The sequence below is a fragment of the Rhodobacter sp. JA431 genome (genome assembly GCF_900217725.1).
GTDB classification, from domain to species: Bacteria; Pseudomonadota; Alphaproteobacteria; order Rhodobacterales; family Rhodobacteraceae; genus Rhodobacter; species Rhodobacter aestuarii.
Window position 1 is genome coordinate 88,469 of record NZ_OBMP01000001.1, and the last position, 16,757, is coordinate 105,225.

General features: G+C 60.9%; 15 protein-coding genes. 10 read left to right on the forward strand and 5 right to left on the reverse strand.

Annotated features, from left to right (window positions below; genetic code table 11):
* Nucleotides 1-305: 305 nt before the first annotated feature.
* The 8 genes from CRO18_RS00200 to CRO18_RS00235 all read left to right on the forward strand — a co-directional run bounded on the left by CRO18_RS00200 (nucleotide 306) and on the right by CRO18_RS00235 (nucleotide 10,467).
* Nucleotides 306-1,805, forward strand: coding sequence for a sensor histidine kinase (locus tag CRO18_RS00200; protein ID WP_139327801.1), 1,500 nt, complete (start codon nucleotides 306-308; stop codon nucleotides 1,803-1,805).
* A 271-nt stretch (nucleotides 1,806-2,076) separates the two neighbouring features.
* Complete coding sequence (locus CRO18_RS00205) at nucleotides 2,077-3,636, forward strand: 2-isopropylmalate synthase (RefSeq protein ID WP_097080649.1); 1,560 nt, start codon at nucleotides 2,077-2,079, stop codon at nucleotides 3,634-3,636.
* 284 nt (nucleotides 3,637-3,920) lie between these two features.
* Nucleotides 3,921-4,955: a rod shape-determining protein gene (locus CRO18_RS00210; protein WP_076484107.1), complete on the forward strand. Its 1,035-nt coding sequence runs from the start codon at nucleotides 3,921-3,923 to the stop codon at nucleotides 4,953-4,955.
* 41 nt (nucleotides 4,956-4,996) lie between these two features.
* A complete protein-coding gene (gene mreC / locus CRO18_RS00215) occupies nucleotides 4,997-5,893 on the forward strand; it encodes a rod shape-determining protein MreC (RefSeq protein ID WP_076484108.1) in 897 nt (298 codons plus the stop codon).
* Nucleotides 5,886-6,425: a rod shape-determining protein MreD gene (locus CRO18_RS00220; RefSeq protein WP_097080650.1), complete on the forward strand. Its 540-nt coding sequence runs from the start codon at nucleotides 5,886-5,888 to the stop codon at nucleotides 6,423-6,425. The genes mreC and CRO18_RS00220 overlap by 8 nt, the downstream gene beginning before the upstream one ends.
* Before the next feature lie 10 nt (nucleotides 6,426-6,435).
* Entirely contained in the window at nucleotides 6,436-8,370 is a 1,935-nt protein-coding gene (mrdA, locus tag CRO18_RS00225) for a penicillin-binding protein 2 (protein WP_076484110.1), read from the forward strand.
* A gap of 9 nt (nucleotides 8,371-8,379) precedes the next feature.
* Nucleotides 8,380-9,519: a rod shape-determining protein RodA gene (rodA, locus tag CRO18_RS00230; RefSeq protein ID WP_076484111.1), complete on the forward strand. Its 1,140-nt coding sequence runs from the start codon at nucleotides 8,380-8,382 to the stop codon at nucleotides 9,517-9,519.
* Nucleotides 9,520-9,528: 9 nt separating this feature from the next.
* Nucleotides 9,529-10,467 carry a glyoxylate/hydroxypyruvate reductase A gene (locus CRO18_RS00235; RefSeq protein ID WP_097080651.1) on the forward strand — a complete coding sequence of 313 codons (939 nt, stop codon included), beginning with the start codon at nucleotides 9,529-9,531 and terminating at the stop codon, nucleotides 10,465-10,467.
* On the opposite strand, the gene CRO18_RS18955 is transcribed toward CRO18_RS00235, so the two are convergent.
* From CRO18_RS18955 to CRO18_RS00260, 5 genes are all read right to left on the reverse strand, one after another.
* Nucleotides 10,464-11,558 (reverse strand): hypothetical protein, encoded by a 1,095-nt coding sequence (locus tag CRO18_RS18955; protein ID WP_212710036.1) that lies wholly within the window; start codon nucleotides 11,556-11,558, stop codon nucleotides 10,464-10,466. The genes CRO18_RS00235 and CRO18_RS18955 overlap by 4 nt on opposite strands.
* A gap of 99 nt (nucleotides 11,559-11,657) precedes the next feature.
* The gene (gene hisG, locus CRO18_RS00245) at nucleotides 11,658-12,365 is read right to left on the reverse strand and encodes an ATP phosphoribosyltransferase (RefSeq protein ID WP_097080652.1); all 708 of its coding nucleotides are present in this window, start codon (nucleotides 12,363-12,365) and stop codon (nucleotides 11,658-11,660) included.
* Entirely contained in the window at nucleotides 12,362-13,435 is a 1,074-nt protein-coding gene (locus tag CRO18_RS00250) for an ATP phosphoribosyltransferase regulatory subunit (protein WP_097080653.1), read from the reverse strand. The genes hisG and CRO18_RS00250 overlap by 4 nt, the downstream gene beginning before the upstream one ends.
* Entirely contained in the window at nucleotides 13,435-14,934 is a 1,500-nt protein-coding gene (gene hisS / locus CRO18_RS00255) for a histidine--tRNA ligase (RefSeq protein ID WP_097080654.1), read from the reverse strand. Before hisS ends, CRO18_RS00250 begins: the two co-directional genes overlap by 1 nt.
* Before the next feature lie 70 nt (nucleotides 14,935-15,004).
* On the reverse strand, nucleotides 15,005-15,343 hold the full coding sequence (locus tag CRO18_RS00260) for a hypothetical protein (protein ID WP_097080655.1): 339 nt from the start codon (nucleotides 15,341-15,343) through the stop codon (nucleotides 15,005-15,007).
* A gap of 86 nt (nucleotides 15,344-15,429) precedes the next feature.
* Between CRO18_RS00260 and CRO18_RS00265 the strand changes: the two genes are divergently transcribed.
* Both CRO18_RS00265 and CRO18_RS00270 read left to right on the forward strand, forming a co-directional pair.
* Nucleotides 15,430-15,636, forward strand: a complete 207-nt coding sequence (locus CRO18_RS00265) for a SlyX family protein (RefSeq protein WP_097080656.1) — start codon at nucleotides 15,430-15,432, stop codon at nucleotides 15,634-15,636.
* Between the two features lie 45 nt (nucleotides 15,637-15,681).
* The gene (locus CRO18_RS00270; protein WP_170952508.1) at nucleotides 15,682-16,755 is read left to right on the forward strand and encodes an AbrB family transcriptional regulator; all 1,074 of its coding nucleotides are present in this window, start codon (nucleotides 15,682-15,684) and stop codon (nucleotides 16,753-16,755) included.
* Nucleotides 16,756-16,757: the final 2 nt, after the last annotated feature.

Genomic DNA, 16,757 nt, shown 5'->3' on the forward strand with positions numbered 1-16,757 from the left:
GCAGATGCGGCGATTTGCTCCATCGCCGCCTTTTTCAACATGCCGTGCCTCGGCAAGCCTGAATCCTGACAGCACTTGTTTGGCGCGCCCTTTTAAAAAAGGCAGATCGCCGTTGTTTTGACGCAGTTTTGCCCTAATTTCCTATCGGAAAAGCCAACTCCCGGTTGTGGGTGACCAAGTGTTAAGGAACTAGTAGTAGAGTGTTGGGTGCGGTAGGAAACAAGTGACGTCCGGGAATCGGTTAACAGAATCGGTGATCGGAATTTGTTTGCTCTTGCGCCTATTGGAACAGGTTCGGTGGTAAGGTGAGCAAGCACTACGACGAAGATCTGACGATGGATCCCCGTGCGGAAATCGATCGTCTGTTCGACCTCGAATATGGGCGTAGGGTCGACCTCGCCTTCCGGTTCGGGTTGATCATTCTTGGTGGCGTCACGCTGAACTTATACACCGGCTTACCGATGTCACTCTACTGGATGGCAGGGCTTATCGTTCTGCATCTGATCCATTTTCTCTACATGCGCACGCGCGGCGAAACCTGTTCGCGCCGCGAGCTGCTGATTAGCGGCGCGACCTATTGGGCGGTTGTCGCGGCCTTCATCTGGTTGCCCGCTTGGATGATCGTGCAAGAAGACCCTGCGCTCCGCATTGGCGGCGCGGCAGGCATTGGGGCGCTCCTTGTCTTTTTGATCCATCGCGCCGACCGTGTGTTGACGGTCATGTTGGGCGAGATCGCGGTGATCGGCGCGGCGATTGTTTGGATTCTCTACGAAACGCTGCTGAAGATCGACTCGCTGAGCGCGCAGATCGGCGTGGCGGTGACCGGCGGCGGGCTTTGGATCTATTTCTCGGTGACCATGTTCACCAACCGCCGTATCCGGATCGAGGCTGAACGCGCGGCGCAACGCTCCGTTCAGGCGCAAAAGATGGAAGCAATCGGCCAGCTTGCGGGCGGTGTGGCGCATGATTTCAATAACATCCTGACGGCGGTGATCGGCAATCTGGACCTTTACGAGGGGCTCGAGACCGATGCAGATCGTCAGGCGGCCGTGAACGAAGCGCGCATGGCGGCCTCTCGCGCCTCTGACCTTGTGCAACAGCTCCTGGCCTATGCCCGGCGTTCGCCGATGCAGGTGGCCCGCCGCGATGTGGGCGCGCTTTTGGAGCAGCTTGAACTGCTCACGCGGCGGCTTTTGCCCGCGCGCATCACGCAAACCTTTGAAGCACCGCGCGACCCGCTTTGGGTGGCGCTTGATGAAAGCCAGTTTATCACCGCCTTGGTGAACCTTGTGGTGAACGCGCGTGATGCCATGCCCGATGGGGGGACGCTCACCGTCACAGCCCGCCCAGTGCATTTGTTCACGGAAGACCAACTGGCCGATGGTACGGTTTTGGCGGCAGGCGAATATGCTGAGGTCACCGTAGCAGACACCGGCACCGGGATTCCGGACGAGATTTTGCGCCGCGTGACCGAACCCTTCTTCACCACAAAAGAGGTGGGGCAAGGCTCTGGCCTCGGGCTCAGCATGGTCGAAGGCTTCGTGCGCCAATCTGGCGGCAGCCTCTCGATCAATTCCTCGGACGAGGGCACGGCAATGCATCTGTTGCTGCCAATTGCCGCTTCTGATGGCGCGCTGGATGACACGGCTGCGGCGATGAATGCCAATGTGCCGCCTTCCGCCTCTGTCCCCTCAATCTCGTTTCATGATGCCCATTCGGCGGCCAAAGCCGAAGGCGAGCCTGCGCCAGAGCCGAACGGGCGCCGCCCGCAAAGCCTGTTTCCAGGCCTGCGCTATTCTGCCTGAGGCGGCTTTTGGGGGTTTTCATTTTCCCCGCGCCTCGGCATAGTCGCCCCATGACACGGATGCCGATCAGTTTGGCTTGTACGACCGGGGCGTTTGCGCCCTGTCTTTCCGTGTCCGGTCTCCTTCTTCTGAGCCTGCTCTGAGCGTGCCCTTGGGCGCGACCGCTCAGAGATGGACAGCGCCCAACATCCCAAACCACAAGCGAGATGCTGGCATTTGGGACCGAGCAAGGCTAAGACACTGAAAAATCCGACTGACCGAGACCCAGACCATGACCGATAAATCCCGCGTTCTGATTTTCGACACCACTTTGCGCGATGGCGAACAATCGCCCGGCGCCACCATGACCCATGAAGAGAAGCTCGAAATTGCGATGCTGCTCGACGAGATGGGCGTGGATATCATCGAGGCCGGTTTCCCGATCGCCTCGGAAGGCGATTTCGAGGCGGTCTCCGCCATCGCCAAAGCCTCCAAAAACTCGGTGATCGCCGGGCTGTCGCGCGCCAATTACAAAGACATTGACCGCTGCTGGGAGGCGGTGAAACACGCGGCCCGCCCGCGCATTCACACCTTCATCGGCACCTCGCCGCTGCATCGGGGCATTACCAACCTCGATCAAGAAGAGATGCTGACCCGCATCCAAGATACCGTCGCCCATGCCCGCAACCTGTGCGACAACGTGCAATGGTCGGCGATGGATGCGATCCGCACCGAGCGCGATTACCTGTGCCGCGTTGTAGAATGCGCGATCAAGGCGGGCGCCACCACGATCAACATCCCCGACACTGTGGGATACACCCTGCCCTCAGAAAGCGCCGAAATCATCGCCATGCTGATGGAAAAGGTGCCCGGCGCGGATGAGATCATTTTCGCCACCCATTGCCACAATGACCTTGGCATGGCGACCGCGAACGCCTTGGCCGCTGTTTCGGCAGGGGCGCGCCAAATCGAATGCACGATCAACGGCTTGGGTGAACGCGCGGGCAATACCGCTTTGGAAGAAGTGGTGATGGCGCTCAAAGTCCGTAAGGATCTGATGCCCTATCAAACCGGCATCGACACCACCAAGATCATGCATCTGTCGCGCCGCGTGGCGCAGGTGTCCGGCTTCCCGGTGCAGTTCAACAAAGCCATCGTCGGGAAGAACGCGTTCTTGCATGAAAGCGGCATCCACCAAGATGGCGTTTTGAAAAACGTCGAAACCTTCGAGATCATGAAACCCGCCGATATTGGGATCACTGAAACCAATATCGCGATGGGCAAGCACTCTGGGCGCGCCGCGCTGCGCTCGAAATTGAATGATCTCGGCTTTGAACTGGCCGATAACCAGCTCAACGATGTCTTCGTGCGGTTCAAGGCGCTCGCCGACCGGAAGAAAGAGATCTATGACGACGACCTGATCGCACTGATGACCGACAGCGCCGCCAACACCGACAGCGACTATCTGCAGGTGAAATGGCTCCGCGTGACCTGCGGCTCGGATGGCCAAGAGGCGGAACTGCAATTGCTGGTCAACGGGGTAGAAAAATCCGCCCGCGTGCCGGGCGATGGGCCGGTGGATGCCTGCTTCAAAGCGGTGAAGGCGATCTACCCGACCGATGCGCATCTGAAGCTTTATCAGGTTCATGCCGTGACCGAAGGGACCGATGCGCAAGCCACGGTTTCGGTGCGGCTTGAAGAGGCCGGTCGCATCGTCACCGGATCGGCAGCGGATACCGATACGATCTTGGCCTCGGTCAAAGCTTATGTCGGTGCGCTGAACCGCCTGCGGGTGCGCAGTCAGAAAACCGCGCCCGATGCAGATGTAAAATCGGTCAGCTACAAGCTCTGATCGCCGCCCAAAATCCCGAAGGCGCCCTAATGGGGCGCCTTTTTTCTGCGCTCACCGCAAAAGGCGCACGAATTCGTGAGAAGTTGCAAAAGTGACTCTTTGAGCAACTTATCGAGATTTCCACCTCAATATAAATCGCGAAAAGGCAAGCCCTTTGCGGATTACCGCCCGCCCCTTTTGCCTATTTCGGGAATCGTCTTCCCCCAAAGCGCGGCTTTGAATATATGGTCCCGGCACCGGACTCGGGCGGCGAGTCGCGGACCAATCACTATGGGAACAGATCTATGGGCCTTGGCGGCATTTTCTCCTCCGATATGGCGATCGACCTCGGTACGGCGAACACGCTCGTCTACATCAAGGGCAAGGGCATCGTGCTCAACGAGCCCTCGGTGGTGGCTTACCATGTTAAAGATGGCAAAAAGCAAGTCTTGGCCGTCGGCGAAGACGCCAAGCTGATGCTTGGTCGGACGCCCGGTTCGATTGAAGCCATTCGCCCGATGCGCGATGGCGTGATCGCCGATTTCGACAGCGCGGAAGAGATGATCAAACATTTCATCCGCAAAGTGCACAAACATACGACCTTCTCAAAGCCGAAGATTTTGGTCTGCGTGCCCCATGGTGCGACCCCGGTGGAAAAGCGCGCGATCCGTCAATCGGTGCTTTCGGCAGGCGCGCGCCGCGCGGGCCTTGTGGCCGAACCGATTGCGGCGGCGATTGGTGCCGGCATGCCGATCACCGACCCCACGGGGAACATGGTCGTCGATATCGGCGGCGGCACCACCGAGGTGGCGGTGCTCTCGCTCGGTGACATCGTTTATGCGCGTTCGGTCCGCGTCGGCGGTGACCGTATGGACGAAGCGATCATTTCCTACCTGCGCCGCAACATGAACCTGCTGATCGGGGAATCCACCGCAGAGCGGATCAAAACCACCATCGGCACCGCACGGATGCCCGATGATGGCCGCGGCTCCAGCCTTTTGGTGCGTGGGCGCGACCTGCTGAATGGTGTGCCGAAAGAAATAGAGATCAACGGCGCGCAAGTCGCCGAGGCTCTGGCCGAACCGGTGCAGCAAATCTGCGATGCGGTCATGCAGGCGCTGGAGACCACGCCGCCCGATCTCGCGGCCGATATCGTGGACCGTGGCGTGATGCTCACGGGCGGCGGCGCGTTGCTGGGTGAACTTGATCTGAGCCTTCGCGAACAAACCGGGCTTTCGATCTCGATTGCCGATCAATCGCTCAATTGTGTTGCTTTGGGCACCGGCAAGGCGCTGGAATACGAAAAGCAACTGCGCCATGTGATCGACTACGACAGCTGACGCCCCAAGCGCCAAGTGCCGAGCCGTGAGCGGAGGGTTTCGTGGCGAAAGACCGTGATGAAGATTACGCCGGACCGCTGCGCCGCATTCTGATTGCGGTGCTTGCGCTTTTGCTGGCGATCACCTTCTTGGCGTGGCGCATTGATAGCGTGCGCGTAGAACGGCTGCGCGCGGGCTTCATTGACCGTTTTGTGCCGACGTTTGACTGGGCGATGGTCCCTGTGACCAAAGCGCTTGGCATGGTCGAGGGCTTCCAAAGCTACGTTCGAATTTACGAGCAAAACCAAGAACTGCGCCGCGAATTACAGCAGATGAAGGCTTGGAAAGAGGCGGCGGTGCAGCTTGAGCAGCAAAACGCCAAGCTGCTGTCGCAAAACCAAGTGCGTCTTGACCCGAAACTGACCTCGGTCTCGGGCGTGGTGCTGGCCGATAGCGGCTCGCCCTTCCGGCAATCGGTGCTTTTGAACGTGGGCGCACGCGATGGCGTTGTGGATGGTTGGGCCACGATGGACGGGCTTGGCCTTGTGGGGCGCATTTCGGGTGTAGGCAAATCCACCAGCCGCGTGGTGCTTTTGACAGATACCGCCTCGCGCGTGCCGGTCACGATCCAACCCTCGGGCCAGCGCGCGATGCTGACGGGCGACAATTCAATGTTGCCGCCTTTGGACTTCCTTGAAAACCCCGATCTTGTGCGCCCCGGCGACCGGGTGGTGAGTTCGGGGGACGGTGGCGTCTTCCCGGCAGGGCTTTTGGTTGGCCAAGTCGTGCAAGGCCAAGACCGCCGCTTACGGGTGCTGCTGGCCGCAGATTACGAACGGCTCGATTTCTTGCGCGTGCTCCGCTCGCATCCGGTGGAGCCGATCACCGAAATTGGCCCGCTGGTCGCCCCCTCAGAAGCGCCGCTGCCCACCGATGCAACGGAGGATACGGATGGTTGATCCAATCACCTCCCGGCGCGTCATGCATATGGGGCTTTACCTCGCTATCGTGCTGCTGCTGCTCTTTTTGCGGCTTTTGCCGACCAATCCGGTGTCAACAGGCATTCCGGGACCAGATCTGACAGTCGCGCTCACCATCGCGTGGGTGATGCGCCGCCCCGATTATGTGCCAGCCTTGCTGATTGTGGCGGTATTTTTGCTGGAAGATCTGATGCTTTGGCGCCCGATTGGCCTTTGGACACTGATCGTGCTCTTTGGCACCGAATTTCTGCGCGCCCGAGAAGAGGGCTCCCGCGACCTGCCCTTTGCGCTGGAAATGGCATTGGTGGGCGGTGTGATGGTGGCGATGCAGGTGCTCGACCGCTTTGTTTTGGGGCTTCTGATGGTCGATCAACCGCCACTGGGGCGCGAGCTTTTGCGCATGCTGATGACGTTGATCGCCTATCCCTTCGTCGTGGCCTTCTCGGCATTGGCCTTTGGCCTGCGCCGCCCCGCCACCGGCGAGGTGGATGATTTCGGCCGACCGATCTGAGGGGGGTAGCATGAAGGGACTGCGTCGCCGCAATACCGCTGCCACTCAGGCCAGCCGCACCACGATCACCCGGCGTGGCCTGATGTTGGGCGCGGCGCAGGCGGCCATCGTGGCCACCTTGGGGCTTCGGATGCGGCATATGCAGCTCGATCAAGCCGATGAATACCGGATGCTGGCCGAGGGTAACTCGGTCAAAATCCGGCTAATCCCCCCGGCGCGCGGGCTGATTTATGACCGAAATGGCGTGCTTCTCGCGGGCAATGAACAAAACTACCGCGTGACCATGACGCGCGAAGATGCCGATGATGTGGAGCAGGAGCTGGCCGATCTACGCCGCTTGATCCCGATCACCGATGATGAGGCCGAAGAGCTTTTGGATGAGCTGAAGCGCCGCCCTCCAAATGCGCCGATCACCTTGGCAGACCGGCTGAGTTGGGAAGAGTTCTCGCGTGTCGCGGTGAATGCGCCTGCTCTGGCCGGTGTAACACCCGAGGTGGGGCTGTCGCGCTTTTACCCACATGGGCCCGATTTTGCCCATGTGATCGGCTATGTCGGCCCGGTGTCGGATTATGACCTTTCGAAGCTGGAAAACCCCGACCCGCTTTTGCGTATCCCACGGTTCCAGTTGGGGAAATCGGGGGTTGAGGCGAAGCTGGAAGACGATCTGCGCGGCAAAGCCGGACAGCGCCGGGTGGAAGTGAACTCCGCCGGGCGCGAGATGCGTGAACTGGGCCGCCGTGAGGGTGATCCGGGCACGGCCTTGCAATTGACCCTCGATACACGGCTTCAAAACTTTGCCCTTGCCCGGCTGGGCGAAGAAAGCGCCGCTGCCGTGGTGATGGATGTCACGAATGGCGATGTGCTGGCGATTTCCTCCGCGCCCTCTTTCGATCCGAACCTCTTCGTGCGCGGTATTTCATCGGCCGATTACAAGGCGTTGATGGAAGACGATCACCGCCCCTTGGCCGACAAAACGGTGCAGGGTCTCTACCCCCCCGGTTCCACCTTCAAGATGGTCACGCTGATGGCTGCGCTCGAAGCGGGCGTGATCGGCCCCGAAGAAACGGTGCGCTGCCCGGGCTATGTCGAATATGGCGGTCGGCGTTTCAATTGCTGGAAACGCGCAGGCCATGGCCGGGTGAATGCGTGGCAAAGTCTCGAGCAAAGCTGCGACGTTTATTTTTACGAAGTCTCACAAAAGGTCGGGATCGAGGCGATCTCGGCGATGGCGCGCAAATTGGGGATTGGCGTTCGCCATGATCTGCCGATGTCGGCGGTGGCCGAGGGCAATGCGCCAACCAAAGAATGGAAGGCCGCGCGCTACGGCAAAGACTGGCTTGTGGGCGACACGATCAACGCCTCGATCGGGCAAGGCTATGTGCTGGCCTCGCCTTTACAGCTTGCGGTGATGGCCTCGCGGATCGCCTCTGGCCGGGCGGTGAAACCACGGCTTTTGCGCGCGCGCGATGGGATCGAAGTACCCGTTGAGGACGCCCCAGAGCTGGATGTGAAAGACACCAGCCTAGCGATGGCGCGCAAGGGCATGTGGGCGGTCGTGAACGGATCGCATGGCACGGCGGGCCGTTCCAAAATCGCGGCGGCGGAATGGACGATGGCGGGCAAGACCGGCACCTCGCAGGTGCGCTCGACCGTGGTGAACAACAATTCCGTGCCATGGGAACAGCGCGACCATGCGCTTTTTGTCTGCTTCGCCCCGGTCGATAACCCGAAATATGCCGTTTCGCTGATTGTGGAACATGGCGGTGGCGGCTCCACCGCAGCGGCACCGATTGCGCGCGACATCATGCTTTTTGCGCTGGCCGGTGGCTTACCCCCGCTCGCGGCTTACCCTTCGAGCCAGCGCGAGCAAGCCCGGCGCCGTCTTGATGATCTCGATCTGATCGACCCGGAGACAATCGCGCCACCAACGCGCAGCCGGGCGTAAGGAGCGGCCATGTCTTACCTTGAGAGCAACCTCAAAACCATGCCCGCAGGCCCGGCGAAGGTGCTGTACCTGAACTGGCCGCTGATCATCTTGCTCACTGCGGTGGCCTGCGCGGGCTTCTTGATGCTTTACTCCGTCGCGGGCGGAAATTTGGAGACTTGGGCCGAGCCACAGATGAAACGCTTTGGCGTGGGCATGGCGGCGATGCTGGTGGTGGGGCTGACGCCGATTTGGTTTTGGCGCAACATCTCTGGCGTGGCCTATGTGGTGGCGCTTTTGCTGTTGCTGGCGGTGGAGTTTTTTGGTGCCATCGGCATGGGGGCGCAGCGCTGGCTGGAAATTGGCCCACTCCGCATCCAACCCTCTGAATTGATGAAGATCTCCATCGTGATGCTGCTGGCGGCCTATTATGATTGGCTGCCGGTGGAAAAGGTCTCGCATCCGCTTTGGGTGGCCATTCCGGTGGCGCTGATCTTGCTGCCCACGTTCTTGGTGCTCACCCAGCCCGACCTTGGGACGGCGGTGATGCTGGTGATGGGTGGCGGGTTTGTCATGTTCGCCGCAGGCGTGAGCCTTTGGTATTTTGGCACCGTCATCGCGATGGTGGTTGGGCTTGTCTTTGCCGTTTTTGAAAGCCGTGGCACCTCTTGGCAACTTTTGCACGAATACCAGTTCAAGCGCATCGACACCTTCCTTGACCCCGCCGCGGACCCGCTCGGCGCAGGCTACAACATCATGCAGGCGCAAATCGCGCTTGGCTCGGGCGGCTGGTCGGGGCGCGGCTTCATGCAAGGCACGCAAAGCCACCTGAACTTCCTGCCCGAAAAGCATACCGACTTCATCTTCACCACTTTGGCGGAGGAATTTGGCTTTGTGGGCGCCTTTGGGCTTTTGATGCTCTATGTCGGTATCATCGCTTTTGCGACCTATACCGCGCTTGCCACCAAAGACCGCTTTGCCTCGCTCGTTTCGCTCGGCGTGGCGGGGACGTTCTTCTTTTTCTTCGCCATAAATATGGGCATGGTGATGGGGCTGATGCCGGTGGTCGGCGTGCCTTTGCCGCTGGTCAGCTACGGCGGCACCGCTATGATGATCCTGCTGGCCGCCTTTGGCCTTGTGCAAAGCGCCCATGTCCACCGCCCAAGATAAAGGCCCCCAATGCTGACCCTTCTCTTCGCCGATCGGATCGAAAACTGGCCCGCCTACGAGCCCGCGCTGAAGGCGGTGCTGGCCGAGGCCGGTATCGCGGCGCAGATCCTGCTGCCACCGGTTGATCCGGCCAGCGTCGATTACATCATCTATTCGCCCCTTGGCCCGGTGCAGGACTTCACCGCCTATACCAACACCAAAGCGGTGATGAACTTATGGGCCGGTGTGGAGCGCGTGGTGGGCAACCCCACGCTGACGCAACCTCTGTGCCGCATGGTCGATGAGGGGCTAGAACGCGGAATGATCGAGTGGGTCACGGGCCATGTGCTGCGCGCGCATTTGGACATTGATTTCTTCCTCACCCACCAAGATGGCCTCTGGCATCACCAAGGCCATGTGCCCCCCCTCGCCCGCGACCGATCCGTGGTGATTTTGGGGATTGGCGCCTTGGGCGGGGCCTGTGCGACCACACTGGCAGGACTTGGATTTAACGTGACAGGCTGGAGCCGCACACAAAAGGCGCTGCCCGGTGTCACCTGCCTCTCTGGCCCCGAAGGGTTGCGCCACGCGCTGAGTAAAGCGGAAATCCTTGTTACCGTGCTGCCCAACACGCCAGAAACAACCGATCTGCTGAATGCCGAAACACTGGCGCTGATGCCCAAAGGCGCGGTGATCCTCAACCCCGGCCGTGGCAATCTGATTGATGACGACGCGCTTTTGGCAGCGCTTGATGCGGGCCAGATCGCTCATGCCACGCTGGATGTGTTTCGGGTAGAGCCTTTGCCGCCCGAGCATCCCTATTGGGCGCATCCAAAGGTCACCGTGACCCCGCATATTGCCGCCGAAACCCGCCCCGCCTCTGCTGCACGGGTAATCGCCGAGAATATCCGCCGTTTTGAGGCAGGCGAGGAGCCGCTACATTTGGTCGAGCGCAGGCGCGGCTATTAAGGCAGATAGGGCACGATCGGTGCGACCGCGTGGCCGTCGGACCATTGCCCCATCTCGAAGGCGAGCTGGTCTGCACGAACGCCTTGGGCGACCACCTGATCCAGCCCACGCCATAGGTAGGCGTAATCCAACGTATCAACGCTGCCCACACCATCCAGCAACAACGTGGCCAGCCACGGGCGGAAAAAGCTTGTATCATCGGTGGCTTGTTCGTGGTTCGCGAAAAGCCCCGGGCAGCCATGCGTATCGCTTTGCGACAGAAACATTTTCTTATGCGGCGTTGCGATCCAGCCAAAGGGGGCCTGCCAATGCTCTTTCGGCACGATCCAATCATCTGCCCCGTGCAGAATAGCCACCGGCATCGTCAACGCGGCCCCGGTCACTTGCAAATCCACATCGCTTTGCGTGCGCGCCAGTGCCGCGCCAAGTTGCATGGGCGCCTGCGCCTTGGCGGTGGTCGTTCCGCTCGGGATCGGATCAGCCGTCACCACTTGCAGTGGCATCAACTGCGCCGGATAGCCGCCCGCCTGCACATAATAGGGCCAGCTCAGCGCAAAGAGCCCCCCAAGCGAATGGCCGTAGACATAGGTATCGACCTCCGTCCCCGGACCAAAACCGCAGCGTTCATAGGCCCCGGCCACACTCTCCAAAGCGTTTTGCAGCCACTTTTCTTGTGACGGACGCCCCTCTCCTATCACCTCATCCAAAAGCTCGGCCAAGGTCATCAGCCCGGTATCGGGGAAGCTACAAAAGCCGGTTTGGAAATTGGGGAAAAACACGGTCGTGCCCTGTTTCACCAGATGCTCCAGATGCGCGCGGTAGATTTGCGACGCACCAAGCACGAAGCCATGCAAAAAGATCACCGCCCGCATACGTCCCTGCGCATCGCGCCAAGGCGTATCGGGGCGGTAGACCTCAATATAGCTGCCTTTTTGACAATCCCCGAACCGCTCCACGGTGAAGGTTTCCGAGCTGTAATTATAGCTCGGCGCAGCGGGAGGCTTTGGTCGCCAGCGCCCGACAAGGCGGCAAAGCGCGGCCTCTTTATAGGCGGCAAGGGTCGTGCGCAGAATGCTAGCAAGCTGGGACATGGCGCGGGCCTCTTTCGCTGGGGCTCTCCCCATGAAATGCGGCCCGCCCCAACTGGGTCAAGCAATAGTTGCGTGACACCGCCCGCTTACAACCTTCGCTTACAGCGTAGGCAGGTCCACGCCCAATTGCGCGCACAGCTTGGCAAAGGGCGTTTCAAGCCCGGCCCAATCCGCGCCGCGCGATGCAAAAAGCGTGGCTTGAGATTGGTGGATCAGCCCATCCGACAGGATCTTGAGGTGGTTCGCGCGCAGCGTTTCCCCCGAAGAGGTGATATCGGCCACCGCCTCGGCGGTGAGGTTTTTCACCGTACCCTCGGTCGCGCCTTGGCTATCAACCGATTGCCAATCCGCCACGCCCTCGCGCGTTAGGAACTCGCGCAGAAGCCGATGATATTTCGTGGCAATCCGCAGCCGATGACCATGCGCAGCACGGAAAGCATGGGCAGCAGCATCGAGGTCTTCGAGCGTGTCGACATCATCCCAACAGGCGGGCACAGCAATGATAAGATCGGCATGGCCAAAGCCCATCGGCGCAAGGTCGCAGACCTGCGTTTCCCAATCGGCCAGCTTTTCGCGCACAAGGTCCGACCCAGTAACGCCCAAATGAACCCGCCCCGCCGCCAATTCGCGCGGGATTTCCCCCGCCGACAGCAGCACCAGCTCCACGGCCTCCGCGCCTTCAACGGCACCCGCATATTCCCGCTCGGCCCCGGTGCGGCGCAGGGTCAACCCCCGGTCGGCAAACCAACCAAAGCACTGCTCCATCAGCCGCCCTTTGGAAGGCACGCCCAGCTTGATCGCGCTCATGACAGCCCCCCCAAATCGGCGACGAGGCCGGGGCGAATGACGCCGCCCACCGCCGGAATTTCACGCCCGCCGCCCAAAACGCGGGTCAGCGCATCATAGCGCCCGCCCGAGGCAACGGGGGGCAGCGCCGGATCGGCGGCTTCAAAGCTGAACACAAAACCATCGTAATATTCCATCGTCGCGCGACCGTGGCTTGCCTCAAAGGCGAGCGCGGTCAGGTCAATGCCTTTGGCATCCAGCGCGGCGAGGCGTTTTTCCAACCGTTCAATCGCGGGGCTCAAAGCGGCAATGCCAAGATCGGCCAGCATCGCCGGGGCGCGGTCTGCGGTGCAACGCAGCGCAAAAAGCGCATCAAGCCGCGCCACATCTTCGGCCGCAATCGGCGCAGTTTCAGCATCGTCTTTCAGCGTTGCGATCCGCGCGGCCATTTCTTCGGCGCTGCGCAGGCCGATCCACGGCGCCCCGCTTTGCGCCGCACCAGAAAGAAGCGCGACACGACTTTCCGGCACTGGGCTCAGCCCCGCATAGCGTTGCAACAACTGATGGAACCGCTTCGGGCGCCAAATATGGCGGGCGAGCGCCGCTTTACGGGCGGGAAGCGTGTCGAGCCCCTCAACCGCCGCACGCAAAAGCCCAATGTCACCAATGGTGGCATTCAGATCGAGCGGCTTCAGCACCCCGGCAAACAGCGCAAAAACCTCGGCATCTGCGGCTTCCGGATCGGTGCGGTCAAAGACCTCATAGCCCGCTTGAAAATACTCAGCCACCCGCGCGGTGCCGCGATGGTCCTGCTTCCGGAAAACTTCGCCCATATAGGCATAGCGCGCAGGTTCTGCGCCTTCGCGCATATGCGCTTGCACCACCGGCACGGTAAAGTCAGGACGCAGCATCATCTCGCCATGCAGCGGGTCCGTCGTCACATAAGCGCGGGCGCGAATATCCTCGCCGTAAAGGTCCAAAAGCGCCTCGGCAGGCTGCAAGATATCCGGCGTGACTTCGGTGGCCCCTGCCGCCTCAAAGGCCGCAAAGATTTGTTGCCCCACGGCCCGCGATTGCGCTTTTCCGGCCATCAATTACCCCCGTTGCGGGCAAGGATCTCTTGCACTTTTGCAACCATATCAGCCAGAGGAACCTCAAATTGCGCGGGTTGGGATTTCCATTCTTCAACAGAAGCGGAGGCCGCGATCTTTGCGCCCAAGACCAAATCCTTGATCTGAACCACGCCACGTTCAGCCTCGTCCGCGCCTTGGATCACCGCAACCGGGCTTTGCCGTTTATCCGCATATTTAAGCTGGTTGCCGAAGTTTTTCGGGTTGCCCAAATAGACTTCCGCCCGGATGCCCGCGCGACGCAACTCCGAGGCCATCCCAAGGTAATCACCCATCCGGTCGCGGTCCATCACCGTCACCACAACGGGGCCTGCGGTCTCGCCACCAATCTGGCCCTTCGCGCGCAGCGCGGCCAGCAGCCGATCCACCCCGATCGAAACGCCCGTGGCCGGCACCTCTTGCCCGGTAAAACGCTTGACAAGATCGTCATAACGCCCGCCACCCGCGACCGAGCCAAAGCTGCGCTTGCGGCCCTTTTCGTCCAAAATCTCAAAGGTGAGTTCGGCCTCAAACACGGGGCCGGTGTAATAGCCAAGGCCGCGCACAACGGAGGGGTCGATCACAATCCGATCCGGGCCATAGCCTTGGGCCTCAAGAATTTGCGCAATATATTCAAGCTCGTCGACGCCCTGCGCGCCCAGATCAGAGCCTGCCACCAATTCACGCAACCGCGCCGCGGTTTCCGCGCCCGTGTCGCGCTTGGCGTTCATGAAGCCCATCACCACATCGGCTTGCGCATCCGAAAGCCCCGCGCCTTTGGTAAAATCGCCCGAGGCATCCATCCGCCCCTTGCCCATCAGCGCGCGCACGCCCTCTTCGCCGAATTTGTCGAACTTATCGATCGCGCGCAGCACAATGCCGCGTTCCTCGGCAAATTTCTCCGGGTCGGTCGGGTCCAAAACGCCCGCCACTTCCATCACGCCGTTCAACACTTTGCGGTTGTTGACCCGCACGATGTAATCACCGCGCTCAATCCCCACGGCTTCCAAAGCATCCGCCAACATGCCGCAAATCTCGGCATCCGCGGCCACGGAAGACGCGCCAACCGTATCCGCATCACATTGATAAAACTGACGAAACCGCCCCGGACCGGGCTTTTCGTTGCGCCAGACTGGGCCCATTGTATAGCGCCGATAGGGCGAGGGCAGATCATTGCGGAACTGCGCCGCCACCCGCGCCAAGGGGGCGGTCATGTCATAGCGCAGTGCCAGCCAATCGCCGCCCTCATCTTGCCAAGCAAAGACCCCTTCATTTGGGCGATCCACATCAGGCAAAAACTTCCCCAAAGCCTCAACCGTTTCCACGGCAGAGGTTTCAAGCGCCTCAAACCCATGCGCGCGATAGACCTCGGCAATCTGTGAGAGCATCTGTGCGCGCTCGGTCACCTCAGCGCCGAAATAATCGCGGAACCCTTTCGGGGTCTCGGCGCGCGGACGACGAGGTTTTTTATCCTTGGCCATGGTCTTTACCCGTTGATTTCCTGCGCGAGGGTCTAGCGGGTAAAGGCCAGACGGGCAAGCGGCCCGGGCGCTAGCCGCCCGATTTCCCGCGCCAATCGACGTAGCAAATATAGTTCACATGCACCCACCCATGCGGGCCATTGCCGTGCCAATCGTTGATGTCGCGCATCACGGTCACTTCCCGCCATGCGCCAACCGGATCGGGCGACCATGTTTCAAGGAAAGTGCCGGGCCCCAATTTCATCAACCGCTTGGAATTGATATTAGGCCCCACCTTCAGCGCCAACCAGTTATCGCCGTTGGGGTTAAGGTTGCACACAACATATTGCTCACCCGAGTAAGCCCAAAGCGCTGTAGCCACCCCGGCGGCCAAAGCGAAGGCTGCCGTGATCGTAAGGGATTTGCGCATCTTCTCCTCCCAAATCTGCGTTCCCGTCGCCAAGCCGTGGCATATCGGCGCGCGGCGCGCTATGAGATGCGTCAAGGAGGCCCGACATGGCGCAAGACACCACCCATTTGGAAGAAATGCTGGCCCATCAGGCCAAGATGCTGGATGAATTGAGCGACGTCGTCGCGCGCCAAGGCCGTGAATTGGACCGCCTGACCCGGTTGACGGGCCTTTTGATGGAGCGCGAGGCAGAGCGCGAATTCACGGCGGGCGGGCAAATTCCTTTGGCCGATCAAAAGCCGCCGCATTGGTGAGCAGAAGCGCTTGCGGCATTGCGCCGCATGCGCGTAGAAGGCCCTATGCGCCCGATCCCACGGTTTACAGCTGATCTGCACCCTGCAAGCCTTGTAGCCACGCTGGCCCTTGGCACGGTGGGCGGCTTTGTGGCCAAAGCGCTGCATCTGCCGCTGCCGATGCTTGTGGGCTCGCTTTTAGCGGTGGGCGCGGCCGCCCTTTTGGGGGTAAAACCGCTCGGTCGTGCGGTGCAATTCCCCGCCAAGCTGCGGCTTTTCTTCATTCCGGTGATTGGGGTGGCGATTGGTGCCTCGTTCACGCCGGAAATCCTGCGCGGCGCGGTGGCGTGGTTGCCCTCGCTCGCTGCCTTATGCCTCTTTATTCCGCTCGCCCATTACCTCAGCTTTCGCGCGCTTCGCGCCACCGGCACGCTGGATCCGATCACCGCCTTTTTCGGCGCGGCGCCCGGCGGGCTGATTGAAACAGTACAGATGGGCGAGGAAATGGGCGGCGACACGCGCATGCTGACGATGCTGCAATTTCTCCGCCTGATCACCACGCTGATCGCGGTGCCGCTCTTTTTTACGGCCCTTTCGGGCCATGCGGTGGGCTCTGCGGGCGGGGCGAGCATGAGCCGCGCGCAACCGGGAGCCATTGATTTGCTTTGGCTTTTGGGAGCAGGCGTCATGGGCGGGCTGATCGGCTGGCGGCTCAAAATTCCGGGCGGCATGGTCACCGGGCCGATCCTGATTTCCGCACTGGTGCACTTGTCTGGGCTGGCCCAAGGGGCCCCGCCCAGCTGGCTTGTGGCGCTGACGCAACTCATCATCGGCACCTCGCTTGGCGTGCGCTTCGCGGGGATGGAATTGCGTCGATTTTGGCTCGCCTTACGGCTGGCGGGGCTTTCGACCTCGATCTCAATTGGGCTGGCGGCGATCTTTGCTTTCGCCCTCGCGCGTTGGGTGGATGAGCCTATCTCCGCCGTATTCCTCGCCTTTGCGCCGGGCGGGCTGGTGGAGATGTCGCTTGTGGCGCTGTCGCTACAACTCAGCGCGGTCTTTGTGACCGCGCATCATGCTTTGCGCATTGTTTTGGCCGTGGCCGCCGCGCGCGCCTTGGCGCCACGGCTTGCCAAATAGCC